At 68.8% G+C, this 21,378-nt stretch carries 9 protein-coding genes; 3 read left to right on the forward strand and 6 right to left on the reverse strand.

The window, feature by feature from the left end; all coding sequences use genetic code 11:
- Positions 1-84: 84 nt before the first annotated feature.
- The 4 genes from ASD47_RS04615 to ASD47_RS04630 form a co-directional block, all read right to left on the reverse strand.
- Positions 85-3,315 carry a glycosyl hydrolase gene (locus ASD47_RS04615; RefSeq protein WP_056752323.1) on the reverse strand — a complete coding sequence of 1,077 codons (3,231 nt, stop codon included), beginning with the start codon at positions 3,313-3,315 and terminating at the stop codon, positions 85-87.
- A 116-nt stretch (positions 3,316-3,431) separates the two neighbouring features.
- Positions 3,432-4,157: a LamG domain-containing protein gene (locus tag ASD47_RS04620; RefSeq protein WP_056752326.1), complete on the reverse strand. Its 726-nt coding sequence runs from the start codon at positions 4,155-4,157 to the stop codon at positions 3,432-3,434.
- A gap of 2 nt (positions 4,158-4,159) precedes the next feature.
- Positions 4,160-5,272: a pectinesterase family protein gene (locus ASD47_RS04625; protein WP_056752328.1), complete on the reverse strand. Its 1,113-nt coding sequence runs from the start codon at positions 5,270-5,272 to the stop codon at positions 4,160-4,162.
- 52 nt (positions 5,273-5,324) lie between these two features.
- Positions 5,325-8,282, reverse strand: coding sequence for a TonB-dependent receptor (locus ASD47_RS04630; protein ID WP_056752330.1), 2,958 nt, complete (start codon positions 8,280-8,282; stop codon positions 5,325-5,327).
- Positions 8,283-8,639: 357 nt separating this feature from the next.
- On the opposite strand from ASD47_RS04630, the gene ASD47_RS04635 reads away from it, so the two are divergent.
- The 3 genes from ASD47_RS04635 to ASD47_RS04645 are packed head-to-tail and all read left to right on the forward strand — an operon-like array spanning position 8,640 to position 15,517.
- Positions 8,640-10,907: a glycoside hydrolase family 88 protein gene (locus ASD47_RS04635; RefSeq protein WP_056752333.1), complete on the forward strand. Its 2,268-nt coding sequence runs from the start codon at positions 8,640-8,642 to the stop codon at positions 10,905-10,907.
- 3 nt (positions 10,908-10,910) lie between these two features.
- Positions 10,911-14,120 (forward strand): alpha-L-rhamnosidase, encoded by a 3,210-nt coding sequence (locus tag ASD47_RS04640; RefSeq protein ID WP_056752337.1) that lies wholly within the window; start codon positions 10,911-10,913, stop codon positions 14,118-14,120.
- Positions 14,121-14,137: 17 nt separating this feature from the next.
- Positions 14,138-15,517 (forward strand): glycoside hydrolase family 28 protein, encoded by a 1,380-nt coding sequence (locus ASD47_RS04645; protein ID WP_056752340.1) that lies wholly within the window; start codon positions 14,138-14,140, stop codon positions 15,515-15,517.
- A 1,471-nt stretch (positions 15,518-16,988) separates the two neighbouring features.
- On the opposite strand, the gene ASD47_RS04650 is transcribed toward ASD47_RS04645, so the two are convergent.
- Both ASD47_RS04650 and ASD47_RS04655 read right to left on the reverse strand, forming a co-directional pair.
- On the reverse strand, positions 16,989-18,371 hold the full coding sequence (locus tag ASD47_RS04650) for an oligogalacturonate lyase family protein (protein WP_082564457.1): 1,383 nt from the start codon (positions 18,369-18,371) through the stop codon (positions 16,989-16,991).
- A 96-nt stretch (positions 18,372-18,467) separates the two neighbouring features.
- A complete protein-coding gene (locus tag ASD47_RS04655) occupies positions 18,468-21,179 on the reverse strand; it encodes a TonB-dependent receptor (RefSeq protein ID WP_056752342.1) in 2,712 nt (903 codons plus the stop codon).
- Positions 21,180-21,378: the final 199 nt, after the last annotated feature.

The following is a 21,378-nucleotide window of genomic DNA, read 5'->3' on the forward strand; positions in this document are numbered from 1 at the left end:
CGCGTTCTAAGGCGTGCTTCTGCGAGCACGTGGAGTGATCATTATACCAGTTGAGAGTCTTGGCAAGGCGCGAGGGGAAACCGGTTACCGGGTTTCCTGACGTTGCAGCGTCACCGGTCCCAGCAATCCGGACGGCGACAGGGGCGACGAGGGCTCGAACGGCTGGATGGGCGCGAAGGTGTGTTTCCGAGCCCCGGGCTGCAGGTCGCCGATCATCCGGTTGGCCCAGAAGTTCACGACCCTGACCTCCAGCCTGTTCTCGCCTGGCTTGATCTGATCGGTGACGTCGACGGCGAACGGCGGCTTCCATAGCACGGGCAGGACCTTGCCGTTCAGGGTGACGGTGGCGAACTCGCGCACCTCGCCCAGGTCCAGCGACAGGCGCGCGCCGGAACCGAGCCAGGCCCTGGGAACGGTCAGGGTCTTCTCGTAGGTGGCCGCGCCGGAGAAGTAACGGACGCCGGGGTCCGGCTGCTCGGCCCAGGAGCCCAGGGCGTCCAAGGTGATGGACGCCGGCGCGTCGAGGCCGGGCGCGAACCGGACGGTCCACGGTCCATCGATCCGCGCGAGGGTGGTGGCGGTCCGGACGGGCGCGGGACGGCTGGCGGTCTTCGCCGGCTGGCGGAAGACCACGAACACGGCGTCGCTGGGGCCCAGGGCCAGAGGGACACGTGTGCGCGAACCGTCGATCGCATAGCCGGCTGGGGCCGCCGCGCCGGTGTCAGCTCGCCAGATCTCCGGGGCCTTCCCGGCGACGCGGAAGTCGAGGTCGGCCTCGACCCTCTTGCCGGAGGTGTTGGCGACGAAGAACAGTTCGCCGTCGTCGAGGACCCGGCGCGTCCAGACCAGGCTGCCGCTGGGCGACCGCACCGCCGGCGCGATCCCGGCCCCTGCCAGGATCTGGCCGACCTCGCCCGAGCGCACCCGTCCTCCGCCCCACAGCCGGTCGGCCAGCCCGCGCCACTCGGCGTCGGCGGCCATCCCGCCCGACAGGCTGGGCGAGCCCACCGGCCGCTCGCCGATCACCAGGGCGCCGGCCGCCGCCAAGGCGTCCAGCTTGCGCAACACCGGCAGGCTCAGCCGATCGATGCGCCGCGGAAGAACCAGGGCGCGATAGCTGACGCCCGACGGCAGGATCAGCCGCCCGCCCGCCACCGACAGTCGCTGGATCAGGCTCTCCGCATCCAGATAGTCGAAGTCGTAGCCCGCCGGCAGGCTCGCCTTCCCGCCCTCCAGCAGCGGCAGGCCGGCCGCCGCGCCCTCGCCGTAGAAATAGGCGACGTCGGCGCCCGGGCGACCCTGGCGCAGCATCCAGGCGCTGCGGGACAGGTAGTCGGTCCAGGCCCGCATCTCGCCCTCGGCCCAGGTCTCGTTGCGCGACAGGTGCTGGCCATACTGGCGCAGGGTCATGCCCGGCCTGCGGTCCAGGAACGGCTGGTGGGCCGAGGTGTGCAGCACGAAGTGGTTGACGCCCTCGGCCATGTAGCGGTCGACGATGGGCTTGGCCTGCCAGGGACCGGTCCGCCAGGGCTCCTCGCCCATGGTGGTCAGGGCCTCGGCGCCGACCAGCGGCTTGCCGTAGACGTGGGCGGCCGAGGCGGCCTCGCGGATGTCGGCCAGATGCGCGGCCGGCGGCGGCTTGTCCTTGGCGTAGACCCAGAACTCGCCCATCGGCAGGTCGGCCCGGCCCTTGGCCTGCAGGCCGTCGGCGGTGGTCGGCAGATCGACGCCCGGCGCCTCGGCGGCGTAGGTCAGGCCCTCGCCGTGCAGGACCCTGGCGATCTCTTCGAAATGATGCTCGGTCAGCAGGTCGGCCAGGGTGCGGCGGTAGTCCCAGAGGAAGCGCTCGGTGCGGGCCGCGTCGTCCACCACCCGCCCGGTCAGGGCCGGCAGCCACGGCGTCAGGTCGTAGCCGCGCCGCCTGGCGAACTCGGTCGGCATGGCCTCGGTCCAGTTGGCCTGCCCCGCCTCCCAGCTGTCGGTGATCAGGAAGCCCAACCCGCCCCTTCGCGCCTTGGGGCCGTACAGCTCACCGAGTTCGGCCTTCAGCGGGTCCAGCAGGCCGTGCATATGGGCCCGCACATGGTCGGCGTTCAGCTTGTCGACCTCCAGGCCCAGGCTCTCGGCCGAGGCGGGCGTGTCGCGGCGGCCGGTCAGGGACCAGCCCAGGCGCAGCACGCGCCAGCGGCCTGGCGGCGGCGACCAGTCCAGCGTTCCGTCAGCGCGAAGGCGGTCGGTCAGGTCCAGTACGCCTTCCGCCGGGATCCCCTGCCCTCCGGCCGGCGTGGCGACGGCCTCGTAGTCGTCCAGCACGCCCCAGCCGGCCTTGTCCTCGAAGCGATTGACGCGGGGGTCGGCGTGCGGGGCGAACTCGGTGACCGCGACCGGCTTGTCCGCCTCCAGGCGCAAGCGGAAGACGTGCCCCGTCGCGGCGGGGAAGGCGAAGGTGCGGACCGGCAGGCCCTGGCGCGCCTCGCCCGGCAGCACGGCCAGCGGACGAAACGCCACGCCGTCGTCGCTGGCCTCGACCACGCCCTTCGGCATGGCGCCCTCGACCCCGACCGTCACCGCCCGCAGCGTCACCGGCTTGGCGAAACGCAGCGTTAGCCAGCCCTGCGCCGCCAGAGGCGCCAGGGCCGGCGCGGCATAGGCGCCGTCCGACAGGCGCGCGGCGTCGACCACGCCGGCGCTGGACGCCGCCGCCGGCCCGACGGCCGCCGCCTCGTCCGGCGTCAGTCGCCAGGCCACGACCTTGACGTCGCGATAGAGCCGCGGCTCGGCGAAGCGGGCGTTGATCGGCAGGTCCTGGAACGGTCCGCTGACCCCGGGCGGCGGGGGCAGGCGGTGCGGCCCCCGGCCCGACAGCGTCGTCTCGCTCCAGACCAGCTTCTTCATGGCCTGCTGCGGCGTCACCCAGGGACCGCCGGTCTCGCTCCAGCCGCCGCCGGCCGCCAGGCCGAAGTCGAGACCCAGCGCCCGGGACCGCTCGGCGGTGTAGCGGACCATCGCCTTCCATTCGGGCGAGCCATAGCCGACCCGATGCTCGACATATTGCGGGATCGGCGGCGAGCCGAAGCCGATGTCGAACAGGATCGGCCCGCCGATCCCGGCGCGCTTCATCCAGTCCAGGTCGAGACGGACGCCTTCCTGGGTGACGTTGCCGTTGATCCATTGCCAGAAGACCTGGGGCCGCGTGGCGGCGGGCGGCGTCTCGAAACCGGCGCGGAGCGCGTCTTCGGCTTGGGCGGTCGAGGGAGCGAGACAGGCGCTCGCCAGCATCGTCGCCAGGCCGAAACTGATCCCACGCCCCGCCATGCGTTGTCCCTGTCATTTCGCCTGAGGCGCCACCATAGCCGCGGGCGCTGAAAGCGAAAGCTGGTATGATGATTATATCAGATCGCCTTCGCGCAACGCTTGTTGCGAGCCCCGCCCTAGATCTCCGCCGGCAGCTTCAGGAACATCTCCGGCTTGAGCGCGGCGGGCGTGAAGCGGGCCTGGCGGATCGCGCCCTTGAAGTAGTCGACCCGGTTCATCCGCACGCCGACAGAGGCCCGCCCGGGGCCTTGCGGGGTGAAGGCGATCTTCGCCTCGCCCTGCAGCTGGCCGTCGACATAGGCGCGGTAGGTCTCGCCGTCATAGGTCTGGGCCACGTGGCGCCAGCGGCCGACCGGAAACAGCTTGTCGGGAGCGACCAGGGTCTGCTTGTAGCCCGGCCCGTTGACGAAGGCGTCGAGGTACCACTGGTCCCCGACCACGCGCAGCTCGAACAGCATCCGGGTGTTGGACGGCGTGGCGGGCGCGGGGACCGGCTCGTCGGAAGCCAGGTGGAACCAACGCTGGGCGAACACGCCGCCGTCGGGCCGGATGAAGGCCTCGAAGGTGAAGGTGGCGGCGCCCGCCAGGGGATGGCGGTCGATGAACAGGGCGTCGTCGACGCCGTCGAACAGCACCGCCTTGCCCAGCGGCGTGTCGATCACGGTCGGCGCGCCCTCGACACGGGTCGCTTCGCCGCCGATGCGGTCCAGGCAGTCGAAGGTCCAGACGACGGCGGCAGGCTTGGCGGCGGCGGACTTGGCGGCGGCGAGGGCGGGCCCGGCGGCCAGACTGGCGGCGGCGCCAAGCAGAAGGTCGCGGCGGATCACTGCGCTATTGGCCATCTTCAGAACCCCGTCCAGCCGTCGAGCACCGTGGAGACCGTATAGGCGCGCGCCTGCGCCGTCGTCAGCTGGCGACGACGCCTGGACGCCCGGCCCGCGCCCGGTCCATGGCTGGCGTATTCGAACAAACGCGCATCCTCCGGCTCCAGCATGGCGCGGCGACCGCCTTTCAGATTGTAGTGCATCGGATACCAGCCCTCGGGCACGATGTGGTCGTCCATCCAGCAGCGGACGAAGGCTGCCTGCCCGACCGCGTCGGGATTGCCGTAGCGGCCGTCCGGGAAGGTCATGGTGTGACGCCAGGGCCGGCCCAGGGCCATGGTGTGATCGGGCATGTCGGCGTCGCGGGTCAGGCGGCAGTCCAGGAACACCAGGCCGAACCGCTGATGACGATCGGTGTCGGGCGCGGCGATGAAGCCATGGAAATCCTTGCCCGGCCGGGTGCGCGCGCGGATCTCGCAACGATCGAACACCGCCCGGCCGGCGCCATAGATGAAGTCGACGCAGCCGCTGACATAGCAGCGCCGGAACAGGCTGCGGCCGGCGTCGGTGAACAGGGTGTCCTGCCAGCCGGTCAGAGCCACGTCCTCGAAATAGGCCTTGTCCGAGCCCTTGCCCAGCTTCAGGGCCGTGGCCTGGGCGCCGCTGGCGCCGGTGCGGTCGTAGTCGACCTCGGCCGGCATGTGACCCGGATAGTCGAAGTCGTTGGCGATCGTCAGCCGCTCGGCCCGGAAGCCGGGCGCGGTGACCGTGACGGTGGCGATTTCGGCCGGACCGCCGGGGCGGTTTCGGCCGGCGGCGTATTCGTTGAACACGATGACGCTGGCCGTCCGTCCCTCGCCGATCAGGTGGACGTTGGGGCGGGTGACCGCAACCTGCTCGCGCCAGGTTCCGGCCGGGACCAGGATGCGGAACGGCCGGGCGCCATCGGCGGGCGCGGCGTCCAGTGCGGCGGCCAGGGTGGGGAAACCCTTGGCGCCGCCTCGATCCCGGCCCTCGCGGTCGAGCACCGCGTCGAACGCCGGTCGGGACGCGGCGCGAGCCGGCCCGACGGCCAGGGCGGCCAGGGCCCCGCCGGCGAACAGCACGGTCCGGCGATCATGAAGCATCGACATCAGCGATCCCCAGGGACGCCGGGGCGCGGCCAAGGCCGCGTCCCGGCCGTCATCAGAACGTGTAGCGGAAGCCGACGAAGAACTCGCGGCCGGTCTCATGATAGAACGACACCAGCTGGCTGGAGTCATAGTACTGGTCCTGGATCTCGTTGGTCAGGTTCACCGCCTCGAAGGTGAAAGCCAGATTCTTGGTCCAGTTGTAGGTGGCCGAGGCGTCGATGTTCATCGTCGCCTTGGTGCCCTCGACGTCCGAGCCATTCCGACCGGGGATCTGCGTCAGGTACTTGCTGCGATAGGCCGCCGAGACCCGGCTGCTGAACTTGGAGTCCTCGTAATAGAGCGTGGCGTTGTACGAGGTCTTCGACAGGTTGGTCAGCTGGCCCTTGGCCGCCACCGCGCCGGTCGAGGTCAGGTAGGTGACCTCCGAGGTGACCCGGGTGATGTTGCCCAGGAAGCCGAACTTGTCGAACGGCGCCGGCAGGAAGGTGAAGGGCTGCTGGTAGTTCAGCTCGATCCCCTTGAGCGGACCGCCGGGGGTGTTGATCGAGGTGCTGAACTGCCAGACCGGCAGGTCGGGCGAGCAGCCCGGCGTCGTGCCGCAGGCGGCGACCGCGGCGCTGTCGGGCAGGCCGAACGGATTCTTGTCGAACGTCGACAGGGCCGAGGTGTAGCTCTGCACGAAGGTCGAGATGTCCTTGTAGAAGAACGCCGTCGACAGCAGGGCCTGGGGCTGGAAGTACCATTCGAACGCCAGGTCGTAGGTCTTGGCGCGATACGGATCCAGGAAGGGGTTGCCCGAACTGACGGTCTTGGTGCTGCCCGTGCTGATGTTGACCCCCGGGGTCAGCGAGCCGAGGTTCGGCCGCGACATGACCTTGGCCGCGCCGAAGCGGATCAGGACGTCTTCGGTCGGCTCGATCACCAGGTTCAGGGCCGGCAGGAAGTCGTTGTAGCTGCGCGTGGCGGTCGAGGCCGAGATGGTCTGGTAGTTCACGCCGTTGACCGTGGACGGCACGACGCCGTAGCCCAGCGACTTTTGGCGGGTCTGCACGTAGCGGAAGCCCAGGTCGCCACGCACCGGCACGCCCCAGGCGCTGAAGTTGAAGTCGCCCTGCAGGTAGCCCGTCGTATCCCATTCGTTGACGGTGTAGTTGCTGCCCAGGCTGGGCTCGACGCCCAGATTGTACATGCCGCAGCCGGTGGTGAAGCAGGTGGTGGCGAACGGGCTGCGCCACACCGTGCCCGGGGTCGTGGTGACGGCGCTGTTGTAGCTGGGATCGTTCATGTGCAGCGCGGTGATGGCCGCGTTCAGGTCGGGCGTGATCCATGAGCTGACGTTGCCGGCCGGCAGGCTCAGGCTCGAGAAGTCGATGGTCTGGGCGTAGGACGAACGCGGGATGTTGCGCAGCGCCGCCAGGGTCACGGGATTGATGTTGGCGGTGGTGCCATTCGAGCGGGCCAGGGCGACGCTGTCGGTCTCGTAGGCCTTGTAGGCCAGACCGCCCTTGATCTTCAGATTGTCGTTCCAGTCATAGGCGCCGTCCAGCTGGGCGGTCTTGTAGCTGTTGTCGACGAAGCCCTGGACCATGCGGATCTCCGCCAGGGTCCAGGCGTCGGCGTTGGCGGTGTCGCCCGTGCCGTAGGTGATGGTCGGGTAATCGTCGCCGCGGCTGTAGTCGTAGCTGTAGCCTTGGACGTTGTACTGGTCCCACTGGACGGTGTTCTGGACCGGGTTCTTGAACTCCGACTTGGAATAGCCCAGCACGCCGTGGATCTTGAACCGGTCGGTCAGCTGGTGTTCCCCGTCGAGGGTGAACTGCTTGAACTCCGTCTCCAGCTCGTCGTGGCGCTGCTCGGTCTTCAGGTCGATGTTGTTGAACGTGCCCTTGGTCATCACCGGAAAACCGGTGCGCGGCGTGGCGATGGTGTAGTCCACCACGTCGACCTGATTGATGCCGCACGAGGCCGGCGAACTGGCCGTGCAGGCGCCGGCGGTCTGGGGCGTGAAGGTCTCCAGGAAGTCCTCGTTACGCTGGCCCTTGAAGTCGGCGTACAGCATGTCGAACGTGAACAGCGTCTTGTCGCTGGGGGCCCATTGCAGCGAGCCGGTCGCGCCCAGGCGCTCCTGCTTGTTCTTGTACCAGTCGAAGCGTGGGATGCGGGGGTGGACGGCGGCGTTGGCCTCGGCGCAGGCGGCGGCGTTGGTCGCGCAGGTCACCCCCTTCACGCTACGAAAGCCGGGGGCGGCGGCCGTGCCGGTCTGCCAGCGTACGGTGCTCGTGCCCTCGTCCAGCAACTCGCGCTTGGAATAGGCGATTGAGAACAGCGCCCCGAGGGTGTCGTCGCGCCAGGTGTTGGAGATCAGGGCCGCGGCGCGCGGATTATATTTGTCGGCCAGGTCGTTGTAGCCCTCCTTGCCCGAGACCGCGAAGTTGAAGCCGCGCTTGTCGAACGGCCGAGCCGTGCGCAGGTCCACCGTCGCGCCCAGCGAGCCTTCCTCGGTCTCGGCCGAGGCGGTCTTCTGCACCGTGATGCGGTTGAACAGGTCCGAGGCGAAGACGTTGAAGTCGAACGAACGGCCGCGGTTGGTGCCGCCCGAGGCGTCGGTGCCGCCGGAGGTGCTCAGCGCCTCCATGCCGTTGATCCGCACCCGGGTGAACTGGGCGCCCAGGCCGCGCACCGAGATCTGCCGCCCCTCGCCGGCGTCGCGCGAGATCGCCACGCCCGGGATGCGCTGGATGGATTCGGACAGGTTCAGGTCGGGGAACTTGGCCATGTCCTCGGCGTAGATGGCGTCGACCGCCGCCGCCGAGGTGCGCTTGACGTTCAGCGCCTGGGCCAGGCTGTTGCGAAAGCCGGTGACGACGACGGCCTCGACGGTGCTGTCCTCCGCGGGAGGTGGCGGGGTCTGGGCCTGGGCGTGGGCCGTCCCGCCGATCGCCAGCAGCAGGCCAAGGCTGGCGCCGCCGCAGAACAGGCGCGCGCGAAAGGAGCCGGATGATTTCCGCATGGTCGTCCCTCCCAGGATTTTCGGCGTCGTTTATGACACCGGTATCATTGTTCCCGCATGTTGCGATTGCTTTCCATATTTTTCAAGACGAAAGCGGGCGGGCCAGGATCCGATCCCGCAAACGGCCCCTATAGCCACGCTTGGGCGCCGATGGTCTCGACAGCAGGCGGTGCGGTTTGCTGTTGTTTATTTTCGACAAGTCGCGACACCGGCGAGGCCGATCCAGACGACCTCGACAAACGCGGTCGAAAGTCTCGCGCGGCGTCCGGATCGGCTTTGCCAACTACCATTTTATGGCATAGAAATCCATATAATGAAAATGACACCGGTTGCAGTGGCGTTTTGCGGAGGAAAATCGTGATATTCCAACCCCTCTCGCCCCTGGCCCGAATTCTGGCCGCGTCCCTGGCGACTGCGAGCTTGGCTACGGGGCTCTCGGCCCACGCCGTCGCCGCCGCGCCGAAACCTTCCGCCGCCGCCAAGTCCGCCGCCATCCCGTCCCCTGACGGGGTGCTGGCGGTGCTGAACCGCGCCAACGCCGCCCAGATCCAGGCCATGCGCGCCGAGCCGATCCCCGTCTCGACGGGCGGCGCGGTGCGCGAGATGTCGTCCAACTGGGTGTCGGCCACCTACTATGTCGGCGCGGCGCGGCTGGCGCGGGTGACCAACGACCGTGACACCCTGGTCTTCCTCAGTGAGGCGGCCGAGCACTTCAACTACGGCCTGCGCGGCGCGCGATCGCCCAAGCTGATGCTGAACGCCGACGAATGGGCGATCGGCGACCTGTACGAAGAGCTCTACGCCCGTCGGAAACAGCCCGGGGTAATCATGCCGTTGCACCAGCGGCTGGACTGGTCGGTCCAGCACCTGACCCGCACGCCGATCCCCCAACACCTGGTCTGGTGGTGGAGCGACGCCCTGTTCATGGCCCCGCCGGTTCTGGCGCGGATGAGCGCCCAGACCGGCGACAGGACCTATCTGGACGCCATGGACAAGCAGTGGTGGCGCACCTTCGCCCGCCTCTACGATCCGGACGAGAGCCTGTACTTCCGCGACGAGCGCTTCATCGAGCGGCGCGACGACCAGGGCCGCAAGCTGTTCTGGTCGCGCGGCAACGGCTGGGTCATGGCCGGCATGGCCCGCGTGCTGGAGTCCATGCCGGCCGACTACGGCTCGCGCCCCCGCTATCTGACGACCTTCCAGGCCATGGCCAAGCGGGTGGCCAGCCTGCAGCGGGCCGACGGCCTGTGGGCCTCCAGCCTGATGCAGCCGGACCTGTTCCCCGAAGCCGAGACCTCGGGCTCGGCGTTCTTCGTCTACGCCCTGGCCTGGGGGATCAATCACGGCGTGCTCGACCGGGCGACCTACCTGCCCCACGTGACCAGGGGCTGGGCGGCGCTGGAGGCCCAGGTCCTGCCGAGCGGCATGATCGGCGCGGTCCAGAAGACCGGCGACCAGCCCGTCACCACCGCCCCCGGCGACATCGGCCCTTACGGCACGGGCGCGTTCCTGCTGGCCGGGATCGAGGTCATGAACCTGGGCAAGCCATCGACGGCCCTGCCCCTGGCCGAGCCCGCCCCGGACGCCCCGGACTTCATCGTCGCCACTACACCGACCCCCGCCCTGCCCCGGACCGTGCAAGGCTCGCCGGAGGAGACCGCCCGGCACGCCGCCGAGATGAAGGCCGTGGCCGCCCTGGCCTATGACCCGGCCATCGAGGGGCCAGGCCTGGCGCCGGCCACCGTCCCGCCCGCCGCGCCGGGCCAACCGACGCCGCCGAAGATGATCTACCGGATGGCGCCGCCGCCGGCCGGCCAGGACAGGCCGCGCGCCACCGTCCGCTATGCGCCCGAGCGCCTGGACGACATCCTGTGGGAGAACGACCGCACGGCCCACCGCATCTACGGTCCGGCGCTGGAACTGGCCGAGCCGCCCTCGACCTCGGGGATCGACGCCTGGGGCAAGAGCGTCCGCTACCCGTTCATGACCCGACAGCTGCGGACCGGCGACCAGCACGCCTATCACGGCGAAGGCATCGACTATTACAATGTCGGGACCTTCCGCGGCGCCGGCGGCCTGGGCGTCTGGGACGGCGGCAAGCTGTGGGTGTCGCGCAACTGGAAGTCCTACAAGATCCTCAAGGACGGACCGGACGTCGCCTCGTTCAAGGTCGACTACGCGCCTTGGCGGGCCGGGGCGGCGCGCAAGGTCTGGGAAAGCCGCACGTTCACCCTGCCGATGGGGACCAACTTCACGCGGCTGGTCTCGACCTTCCAGTCCGACAGGAAGGGCCCGCTGACCGTGGCCGTGGGGATCACCAAGAAGCCCACCGCCAAGACCCCGGGCGCGTTCTCGCTCGACAAGGCCAAGGGCGTGGCGACCTTCTGGGACGTCACCGACCCGGACAAGGGAACCATGGGCCTGGCCCTGCTGCTGGACCCCAGGCAGATCGTCGACGTGGTCGAGACCGACAGCGACTGGCTGGTGCTGCTGAAGGTCAGTCCCGACAAGCCGTTCGTCTACTATATGGGCGCGGCCTGGGACAAAGGCCTGGACTTCCATTCGCGCGCCGAATGGGAGGCTTATGTCCAGGCCCAGAAGCCGTCGTTCGACCCGGCGAAATAGCCGATGGCCGCCGCTCGCTCCCGGTCTGGCCTGGACCGCCGTCAGGTGCTGACGGCCGCCGGCCTGGGCGCAGGCGTGTCGGCGACCGCGGCCCAGGCCGCGACGCCGCAGGTCCGGGTTGCGGCGCCGCGGGTCGATTCCCTGGAAAACCCGCTGGGCCTGGACAATCGAAGGCCGCGGTTCTCCTGGACCCTCGAGGCCGGCGCGGCGCGCGACGTCAAGCAGACCGTCTATCGTGTGACCGTGGCCAGCAACCCCGAGGCGTTGCGCGCCGGCGGTCCGTTGCTGTGGGACAGCGGCAAGATCGCTTCGGATCGCTCGCTCGACATCGCCTATGAAGGTCCGCCCCTGGCGTCCGGCCAGCGCTGCTGGTGGCGGGTCGAGGCCTGGGTCCAGGACGATCGGCCCGCGCGGCCCAGCGCTCCGGCCTGGTGGGAGATGGCCCTGCTGGACCCCGACGACTGGACCGCCGGCTGGCTGGAGGCCGAACCCGAGGCCATGCGCCAGGAGCGGTTGGAGGGCGTCCACTGGGTCTGGGGCGAGACCGATGACGCCGGCCCGCGCCGGTTCCGCTGGCGTTTCGAGCTGCCCGAAGGGGTCAAGGCCGCGCGGGTCACGGTCTCGGCTAAGGACAGCCTGGCGGGCCTGTGGCTGGACGGCGTGTCGCTGATCAGGCCGGGCGACCGCACCGCCTGGGGCCAGGGCCCCAGCTTCGCCCTGCCCGACCTTTCGCCGGGCGCGCACGTCCTGGCTGTCGAGGTCGGGCTGCGTCTTGACGAGCCACGCCCGGTGATCGGCGGCGCCCTGGCGGCCATGCTGCGCCTGACCCTGGCCGACGGCCGCGAGGTCCGCGTCCACGCCAAGGACGGCTGGCGCACGACGCTCGATGCGCCCGAGGCCTGGCAGGCAAGGGCCCATGACGACTCCGCCTGGTCCAAGGCCAGGCCGGCGCGGATCGTCCCGCCCTGCCATCCTTGGGTCACCGGACCGGCGGTGCAGTTGCGGCGCGCCTTCCGGCTGGACAAGCCCGTGGCCCGGGCCCGGCTCTACGCCACGGCCCTGGGCGGCTACGAGGCGCGGCTGAACGGTCGCAAGGTCGGCGACGGCGTGCTGGCGCCGGAATCCACCGACTTCCGCACCCGTGCGCTCTACCGGACCTATGAGGTCACCGGCCTGCTGCGGACGGGCGACAACGTGCTTGGCGCGATCGTCGGCGACGGCTGGTTCGCCAGCCCGTTCGGCTTCCTGGACATGCGCTACGCCTTCGGCCCGCCGCCGCGCCGGTTCTCGGCCCTGCTCGACGTCGAGCACAAGGACGGGACGCGCACGCGGATCGAGACCGACGGCCAGGGCTGGCGGCTGGCGGCCTCGCCGGTCGTGCTGTCCGAGATCTATGACGGCGAGACCTATGACGCGCGCCTCGAACAGGCCGGCTGGGACGCACCCGGTTTCGACGACGAAGGTTGGTCCGCCGCGCGGTTGGGCGAGACGCCGCCATGCCGCCTGGCCGCCCACGTCGCCCCGCCGATCCGGCCGATCCAGACCGTCAAGATCCGCAAGGTCAGCGAGCCCGCGCCCGGCGTGCGCATCCTCGACTTCGGCCAGAACGTCGCCGGCTGGTGCCGGATCAAGGTCAAGGGGCCGGCCGGAACCGCCGTCACGCTGCGCTTCGCCGAGGCCCTACGGCCGGACGGGACGCTGAACACCACCTCGAACCGTCGAGCGCTGCAGACCGACACCTACATCCTGCGCGGCGATCCGGCCGGCGAGACCTTCGAGCCGCGCTTCACCTTCCACGGCTTCCGCTATGTGGAGGTCACCGGCTGGCCCGGCGCGTTCTCGGCCGAAGCCGTCGAGGGCGTGGTGCTGCACAGCGATGCGGCCCTCTCCGGCGCGGCGCGGATCGACCATCCGCTGATCCAGGCGATCTGGCGCAACACGCTGTGGAGCCAGCGCGGCAACTTTCTGGGCGTGCCCACCGACTGCCCGCAGCGCGACGAGCGCATGGGCTGGACCGGCGACGCCCAGATCTTCTGGGACGCGGCGGCCTTCAACATGGACGTCGACGCCTTCACCCGGCGGTTCATGGGCGACATCCGCGCCGGCCAGTCGGCGACCGGCGAGATGCCCGACACCGCGCCGTTCTGGGCCCTGGGCCAGAACACCCCCGGCTGGGCCGACGCGGCCGTCATCCTACCCTGGACGGTCTGGCGGCGGTACGGCGACACCGCCGTGATCGACGAGAACTGGGCGGCCATGGACCGCTGGAGCCGTCGGCTGCTGGAGACCAATCCCGACCACGTCTGGCGCAACGGCCGGGGCATGGACTACGGCGACTGGCTGTCGGTGGACGCCAGGAGCCGCGCGGACGTCACCACGCCCAAGACCCTGGTCTCGACCGCCTACTGGGCCTGGTCCACCGACCTGCTGGCCCAGATGGCCCAGGCCAGCGGACGGACCGCCGACGCCGCAAGGCTGGAAGCCCTCCACGCGGCTATCAAAGAGGCCTTCGTCCGCGAATTCGTGCGGCCCGACGGCGGCGTGGGCAATGACAGCCAGACCAGTCACATCCTGGCCCTGCGCTTCGGCCTGGTCCCACCCGCCCTTCGCGCCGCCTCGGCTGGCCGGCTGGCGGCCGACATCCGGCGGCGTGGGACCAAGCTGTCGACCGGCTTCATCGGCACGCCCTACATCCTCGACGCCCTGGCCGACCACGGCCACGCCGACCTCGCCTACGGCCTGCTGCTGCAGACCGACCTGCCATCCTGGGGCTACCAGGTCCGCCAGGGGGCGACGACGGTGTTCGAGCGCTGGGACGGGATCAAGGACGGCGTCGTCACGGGCTCGCTGAACCACTATGCGTTCGGGGCGGTGTGCGGCTTCCTCTGGCGACGGGTGATCGGCATCGACGCCCTGGAGCCCGGCTTCAAGACCATCGCCTTCCGGCCGCTGGTCGATCCGCGCCTGCCGGGCGCGGCGGGGACTTACGAGTCAGCGATGGGTCGGATCGCCTGCGCCTGGCGCCGCACCGGCGACGGCCTGGCCGTCGACGTCACCGTGCCCGCCAACGCCACGGCTCGGGTCCACCTGCCGGCCCTGCCCGGCGCGACCGTTCGCGAGGGCCGGCGCGCGATCACCTCGCTCCAGCGCACGGAAACCGAAGCGATCGTCCAGGTCGGCTCCGGCTCCTACGCCTTCACCGTCACCGCCTAGTTCGCGGAGTTCCAAAGATGCACCGACGCGCCCTCCTCCAGCTTGGCCTGGTCTCCACCGCCGCCCCGACCCTGGCCTTGGCCGCCTCGCGCGCCGTCGAGGCCAACGCCCACGGGGCGGTCGGCGACGGCAGGACGCTGAACACCCGGGCCATCCAGGCGGCCATCGACGCGGCGGCCAAGACGGGCGGAACCGTCGCCTTCAAACCCGGCGTCTATCGGACCGGATCGCTGTTCCTGAAGTCCGGCGTCACCCTGCGGCTGGACAAGGGTGTGACGATCCTTGGCTCGCAGGACCTGGCCGACTATCCCGAGCTGCCGACCCGCGTGGCGGGGATCGAGCTGACCTGGCCGGCGGCCCTGATCAATGTCTACAAGCAGAAGAACGTCCGCATCGTCGGCGACGGGACCATCGACGGCGACGGCAAGGTGTTCTGGGACAGCTACTGGGCCCTGCGCCGCCGGTACGATCCCAAGGGCCTGCGCTGGGCCGCCGACTATGACTGCAAGCGGCCGCGCCTGATCCAGATCTTCGACTCCGAAGCGGTCGAGCTGGCCGGGCCGCGCCTGCGCCGCGCCGGCTTCTGGACCGTGCATGTCTGCTACTCGCACGACATCCACGTCGCCGACCTGAACATCCGCAACAACGAGGGTGGGCGCGGCCCCTCGACCGACGGCGTCGACATCGACTCCTCGCACGACGTGCTGGTCGAGCGGATCGACGTGGCCTGCAACGACGACGCCCTGTGCCTCAAGGCCGGCCGCGACGCCGACGGCCTGCGGGTGGCGCGGCCGACCTACAATGTCACGATCCGCGACTGCGTGATCCGCGACGCCTCGGCCGGGATCACCTTCGGCAGCGAGACCTCGGGCGGTTTCCACGACATCAAGGTCTCGGGCCTGACCGTGCTGCATCCCACCCCGGTCGGCATCCTGTTCAAGTCGGCCCATACCCGCGGCGGGGTGATCCGCGACATCGATATCCGCGACCTGCACCTGCAGGACGTGTTCACGGTGTTCCGGGTGAACCTGAACTGGAACCCCAGCTACAGCTACGCGACCATCCCCGAGGGCATGACGAACGTGCCGGACTACTGGCGGGTGATGACCCAGCCCGTGCCGCCCGAGCGCGGCCGCGCCCATCTCAGCGACGTGCGGGTCAGCGACATCAAGGCGATCGGCGCCAAGACCGCCTTCGAGGTCGCCGCCTTCCCCGAGGCGCCGTTGGAGCGGTTCGCGTTCGACAACCTGCACCTCGACGCCCAGGCCGGCGGCAAAATCGCCAACGCCAAGGACTGGACGTTCAGGCGCACCCTGGTCGACACCCTGGACGGCAAGGCGCCGGAGGTGGCGGACTCGTCCGGCGTGGTCGAGCTGGAGCCTCGTCCGGCGGCCTGAGACCGCTCTTGGCGGACACGGTTCTTCGACCTCGGCCCTTCGCGGGCGAGTGGGTGGGGAGGCGCGGAGCGGTCCGGGCCTGGCCCGGATGACCGTGGGTATTGAGTGTGCGTTTCGGCTAGACCAGTCCGCTCCGCGAAACCGTTCTTCTCAAGGGACGACGACTGAGGGCCTGTTTCATCCCGGTCGGCGTTCCCCCTCGGGCGGGCAGGATCAAAGTCGCCCGGAAGGGGCCGTCGGCGACTCCGACTGATCCTCGAACAGGCCGGTTTGAACTCCCAGCCCCGTCGACCCGCCTGTCCCGCCATCGCCCCCGACAAGCCTTGGAGCCTTCTGAGCCCCGCCGCCCGCCGCGATCCGATCGCCAGGCCCAGGCGGCCCCGCTCGGTTCCACCCCCATCGCCTGCTTGGGCCGGTACCAAGAGCCCTCCCCGCGATGGAGACACGCTGACTATTTTTCAGGGCCTTGAGATCGTTGATGTTCTTTGCGCCGACGACGGGGATGGAACGGCGTCTATCCCCATGGCCGTCGTCATTCCCGCCCGGAAACCCCGGGGATGCACCCTTGCCGGCAAACCCAGTCGCCGGTGCAGGCAGCGGACCTGCCGATGGTCTGCAAGGGGTGGATGCCGGACCCTCTTCTAGCATAGTTTGCCGCATGGCTTTCACCATTGGCTCACCCCCAAGCGCACCGAGCACCGCCTTACAGGCGCACGCTCAACTCTCTGCTCGTGAAGCCTCTCTGAGCCCATCGACACTCCCTCGCCGGTGGGTTTGGGGATTTTACGACGGCGTGGAAGAGGGAATTGCTGGAGCTGCCGACGGCTCCTTCTACCGGTTCATGAGCGTTGGCGATTCGAGGTCTACGAGGTTTCGGGCGTTCTCCCTCGAAGAGGTCCTTTTGGGCGATCTTTCGGAGGCAATGCCGCAAGAGCCTGGCGTGTCTTGGATGGAAGAAGAATATTGGCTAGCGGCCCTCACCCTTCCTTCAGTCGCGAGTTTTATTTGTATCGCGGACCCATATTTAGAACACTTGGTCGCAGAACGGATAGAGACGCCCCTTCCCGTCAATGCCGATTTCTTATTTGTTCATTCGATTTTGAGGCCCAAATTCCACCGAAAGGCTCCTTGAGATCAACGTCCGCAACGGGTGGAAAGCGCCTCTGGGGGCGCTACCAGAAAGTTGACCTTGGCGACGGCGCTCCAGGCGCGATTTCAGACAGGTCGTGCGTCCTTCGAGGCCCGCTGCGCGGGCGCCTCAGGATGAGGAGCGTTGTGCTGAATTCCTCATCCTGAGGTGCGCGCTCCTGAGCGCGCCTCGAAGGACGCAAGGCGTTTGAGAAGTCAGCAACGGGTCGAAATTCTCCATCATCGTCCCGCCGACAAGCTGGCCTTCAGTTCGCCGCCGCGAGCCATTGTCGGTCTCGGGTGACACCGGTCCTTGTGGCGGGAACGGTGACGCTGGACGGAGTCAGGCCTTGGCGACTTCCACCGCATAGACGTGGTTGGCGCCGTGCATGTTGGAGGTGAACACGATCCACTTCTGGTCGGGCGTGAAGGTCAGGTTCGGCTCGAGGCGATAGTCGTGGGCCGACATGTCGACCAGCTTCTCGCTGGCCATCTTCTCCACCGTGATCAGGTCCTGCGTGTAGTACTGGGTCGCCGCGTCGCGGATGGTCTCGGGCCGGAACGCGTAGATCCATTTGCCGTCCTTGGCGTGGGCGACCATGTCCTCGTCGCCGCCGTCGCCGGCGAACAGCTGGCCGTCCTTGGCGACGTTGTAGTGCACGGACCACTCGTTCTGCTCGACCCGGCGATAGAGCTTCCTGCCGGTGGCGATCTCGTGCCCGGCGATCCAGAACACCTGGCCGCGCGGGGTCTGCAGGTCGTACCAGATCCATTGGCCGTCGGCCGAGAAGAACTCGTGGCCGGCGATCTCGAAGTTCATGGTCCGGGTGTGGATCTTGGTCAGGCCCGTGCCGTCGGTGCGGATCGTCCAGATGCGGTCGACCCGGTGCCAGGGCCCCTCGTGGCAGAACATCACCAGGGTGGGGTCGGTCGGCGAGAACTGGGCGTGGCCCAGCCAGCGGACGGACTTGTGGATCACCGTGCGCGCGCCGGTCTTCAGGTCGATGGTGAAGATCTCGGCCGGCACGTCGGTCTCGAAGCGCTCGGTCATCCGCACGCCCTTGGCCTTGGCGAAGGACAGCGGCTTGCCGTCCGGGCCCAGGGCCGCGTACTCGGCCTGGCCGAAGCGTTTGCGGTCGTCCTCGGTCCTGGGCTGCAGCGGCTTGGCGCCATAGGCCACCGAGCCCAGCAGCAGGGTCCCGTCGGCGTTGATCGAGTTGATCGCCCCGGCCGGGATCTGGGCGATCTTGCGGGTCTTCTTCGTATCGACGTCGATGGCGTAGATGGTCTTGGGCCGGTCGGTCGCCAGGCCCTCGCTCCCGTCGGCCATCTTGGGCGCGGTGATCGAATAGAGCACGTCGCGCGCGTGGCGGGTGGTGAACAGCAGGTCGGCGTCGGGACCCTTGACCAGCAGGGTCAGCTTGAAGGTCTTCAGGTCGCACAGCCAGATGCCGCCGGCGCTCTTCAGGACCAGCTTGTCGCCCTGCGGCGTGTAGCCGTTCTGGTGGAAATAGAGGTTCTGCGTGCCCGGTTCGTTGGACAGCCGCACGATGCGGTGGCCGGTCTTCGGGTCGATCCAGTCGCGCGGGGGTTCGGCGGAAAGCGCGGCGGGCGCCGGCGCCGCCTGGCTCAGCGCCTGGCCCGGCGCGGCCATGGCGGTCGCCAGGGCCAGGACGCCCCCGCCCAGGAACTGGCGGCGATGGGCCGAGATGGTCGCGTTCGACATGAAGCTGCTCCCGAGAAACTGGGCCGAAAGAAAAGGACCTGGAGCGGAGGACAATCCGCTCCAGGCCAAAACGAGGAAGTGGGGGGGAAGACTTCCTCAGTAGGTCCAGCGGACGCCGAGAATGATCTCGCGGCCGGTGTGGCGGTAGTCGTTCACGCGGTCGGCCACGTCGACATAGGCGTCGGTGTACTCGTCCGACAGGTTGATGCCCTCCAGCGTGACCGTGAGGTTGTCGCGGACCTTGTAGCTGGTCGAGAAGTCGTAATAGGTGCTGCCGTGGGTGCCGCCCTCGCTGTTGCCGTTCGAGCCCGGATAGCCGGTCAGGAAGCCCGAGCGCTTGGCGGCCGAGACGCGGGCGCTGAGCTTGTCGCGCTCGAAGTAGAGGGTGGCGTTGGCCGTGGTCTTCGACTGGCCGGTCAGCTTGTTGTAGTTCGGCGCGGCCTCGGTGCCGTAGTTCACGCTCGAGTCGACATAGGTGAAGTTGCCGATGAAGCCGAAGCCCTTCAGGGCCTCGGGCAGGAAGGTGAAGGGCTGCTGATACTGCAGCTCGACGCCCTTCAGGGTGCCGCCCGTGCCGTTGTAGGGGGTGGTGACGTCGAAGATGTCGCTGGGCGCGGCGCCGGCGCTGGTGATCAGGCTGGTGGGCAGGTTCAGCGAGCTGTAGACGGCCTGGGTGGTCTTGCTGGCGATGAAGCTGTCGATCTTCTTGTAGAACACCGCCACCGAGATCAGGGACTCCGGCGCGAAGTACCATTCGGCCGCCAGGTCGTAGTTGGTGGCTCGGAACGGCTCCAGGTCGGGATTGCCGAAGTTGACCGTGCGGGTGGTGGCGCTGACCGAGCCGCCCGGCGTCAGGCTGCCCAGGGTGGGACGGGCCATGACCTTGGCGACGCCCAGGCGCAGCATCACGCCGTCGGTCGGCTCCAGCGACAGGTTCATCGACGGCAGCACGTCGGTATAGTCGTTCTTGGCGGTGATGTAGGTGGTGTTGACGAAGCCCTTCGACACCAGCTTGGTCCGGGCCACCCGGGCGCCGAAGTCGGCCTTGAGCGGCATGCCGCCCAGCACGGTGGCGTTGACGATCGCCTGGCCGAAGCCGCTGAGGTCGTCCTCGGCCACGTCGCGGGTGTCGCCCGACTGGACGATCAGCGGGTAGCTGAGCAGCTTGGTGTAGGCCAGGGCCTTGTCGATGTCGGCCACCACGTAGGAGCGGTCGCCGCCCGGGAACGGGAAGTCACGGCCGAAGCGGACGACCTTGGCGAAGGCGCCGACCCCGACCACCTGGTTGGCGCCGGTCAGGGTCTGGTTGCGGCTCTTGTCGCGATACTTGACCACGTACTGCTGGGCGTTGACGCCGCCGCGCAGGGTCAGATACTCGTCGACGTCATACTCCACCTCGCCGGTCGCGGTGCGCACGATGTTCAGCGCCGTGCTCTCGCGCGAGCGCATCTCGGTCAGGGTGAACAGCGCCGGATTGGCGACGTCGAAGCCGTAGTTGATGATCGGCGTGCGGTCGTTGGCGCGGGCGTCGTAGGTGTAGCCGTTGACGTCGTTGCGATCGAGCTGGAACGAGATCTGCTCGGGCATCGAATAGGCCGAGTTGGCCACGCCGATCCGGCCCTTGACCCGCAGACGGTCGCTGAAGTCGTGCTTTCCGGCCAGGCTCACCTGGGTGAACTTGGTGTGGTCGCGCTGGATGCCGTTCTCCGAACGAACGTCCACCTTGTCGAACACGCCGTAGGTGAAGGTGTTGCGGTCGTTGATCGCATAGTCGCGGACGATCGTGCTGCCCACGCCGGCGGCGTTGGAGCGGCTGAACGAGATGGCCTCCAGGTTGGGGCTCTCGGTGAACTGGTCGAGGTCCGAATACAGGACGTCCAGGTCGAACCGGGTCTTGTCCGACGGCTGCCACTGGGTCGAGAAGGTCAGGCCCAGGCGCTCGGAGTCGATCTTCGAGGCGGTGTAGCGCGGGATGCGCGGATAGAAGGCGTTCTGCACCTTGGCCAGCTCGGCCGGGCTGGTGCAGATCGTGCAGCCGGCGAAGTTGTCGGTGGCGTCGCGGCCCTGCCAGCGGGTGGTGTTGAAGCCTTCGGCCACCGGCTGGCGCTTGGAATAGGCCACCGAGGCCAGCACGCCGAAGGTCTGGTCCTCGTTGGCCCAGCTGACCAGGCCCGCCACGCGCGGCAGGATGCGGTCGGTGATGCTGTTGAGGCTGCCCTCGGCCGAGCCGGCCGCCTTGAAGCCCTTGTAGTCGAACGGACGGCCCGTCTGCAGGTCGACCGTGGCGCCCAGCGAGCCTTCCGGCGTGTCGGCCGACTGGGTCTTGCGCACGGTGATGCTGTTGAACAGCTCCGAGGCGAAGACGTTGAAGTCGAAGCCGCGGCTGCGGTTGCCGCCGCCCGTGGCGATGGCGTCGACGCCGTTGATGCGCACGCGGGTGAAGTCGGCGTTCAGGCCGCGCACGGTGATCTGGTGGCCCTCGCCGCCGACCCGGTCGATGGTGACGCCCGGCAGGCGCTGGATGGCCTCGGCCAGGTTCTGGTCCGGGAAGGCCGCGATGTCCTCGGCCAGGATGGCGTCGACCGCGCCGATGCTGTCGCGCTTGACGTCCAGCGCCTTGCTGAGGCTGCTGCGGAAGCCGGTCACCACCAGTTCCTCGACCTGGGACGCTTCGTCGGCGGCCGGCGCGCCCGGGGCGGCGGTCGTCGACGACGTCTGGGCGACGGCGGCGCCGGCCAGGGTCATGGCCAGGGCCAAGGCGGAGGCGCCGGAGGCCAGCAGACGCGTTTTCAGGGTGGTCGAGATCATGCGGTTTCTCCCCGTACAAACCGGCTTGACACCGGTGTCTTGACTGGAACCACGAGTCTCAAAATGTGGAACCACTTTCCATACCTTGCAACATCCGGCGAAAGTCTGCAACTCTGGTATTACCAATTCGACGCAGGTTGTGGCGTCCGGACAACTAAGTAAGAGCAAGGCTGCAATCATGCGACAAATGAAAGCCGTT

Origin of the sequence: Caulobacter sp. Root1472, from assembly GCF_001426985.1 — a bacterium.
Taxonomy (GTDB): domain Bacteria; phylum Pseudomonadota; class Alphaproteobacteria; order Caulobacterales; family Caulobacteraceae; genus Caulobacter; species Caulobacter rhizosphaerae.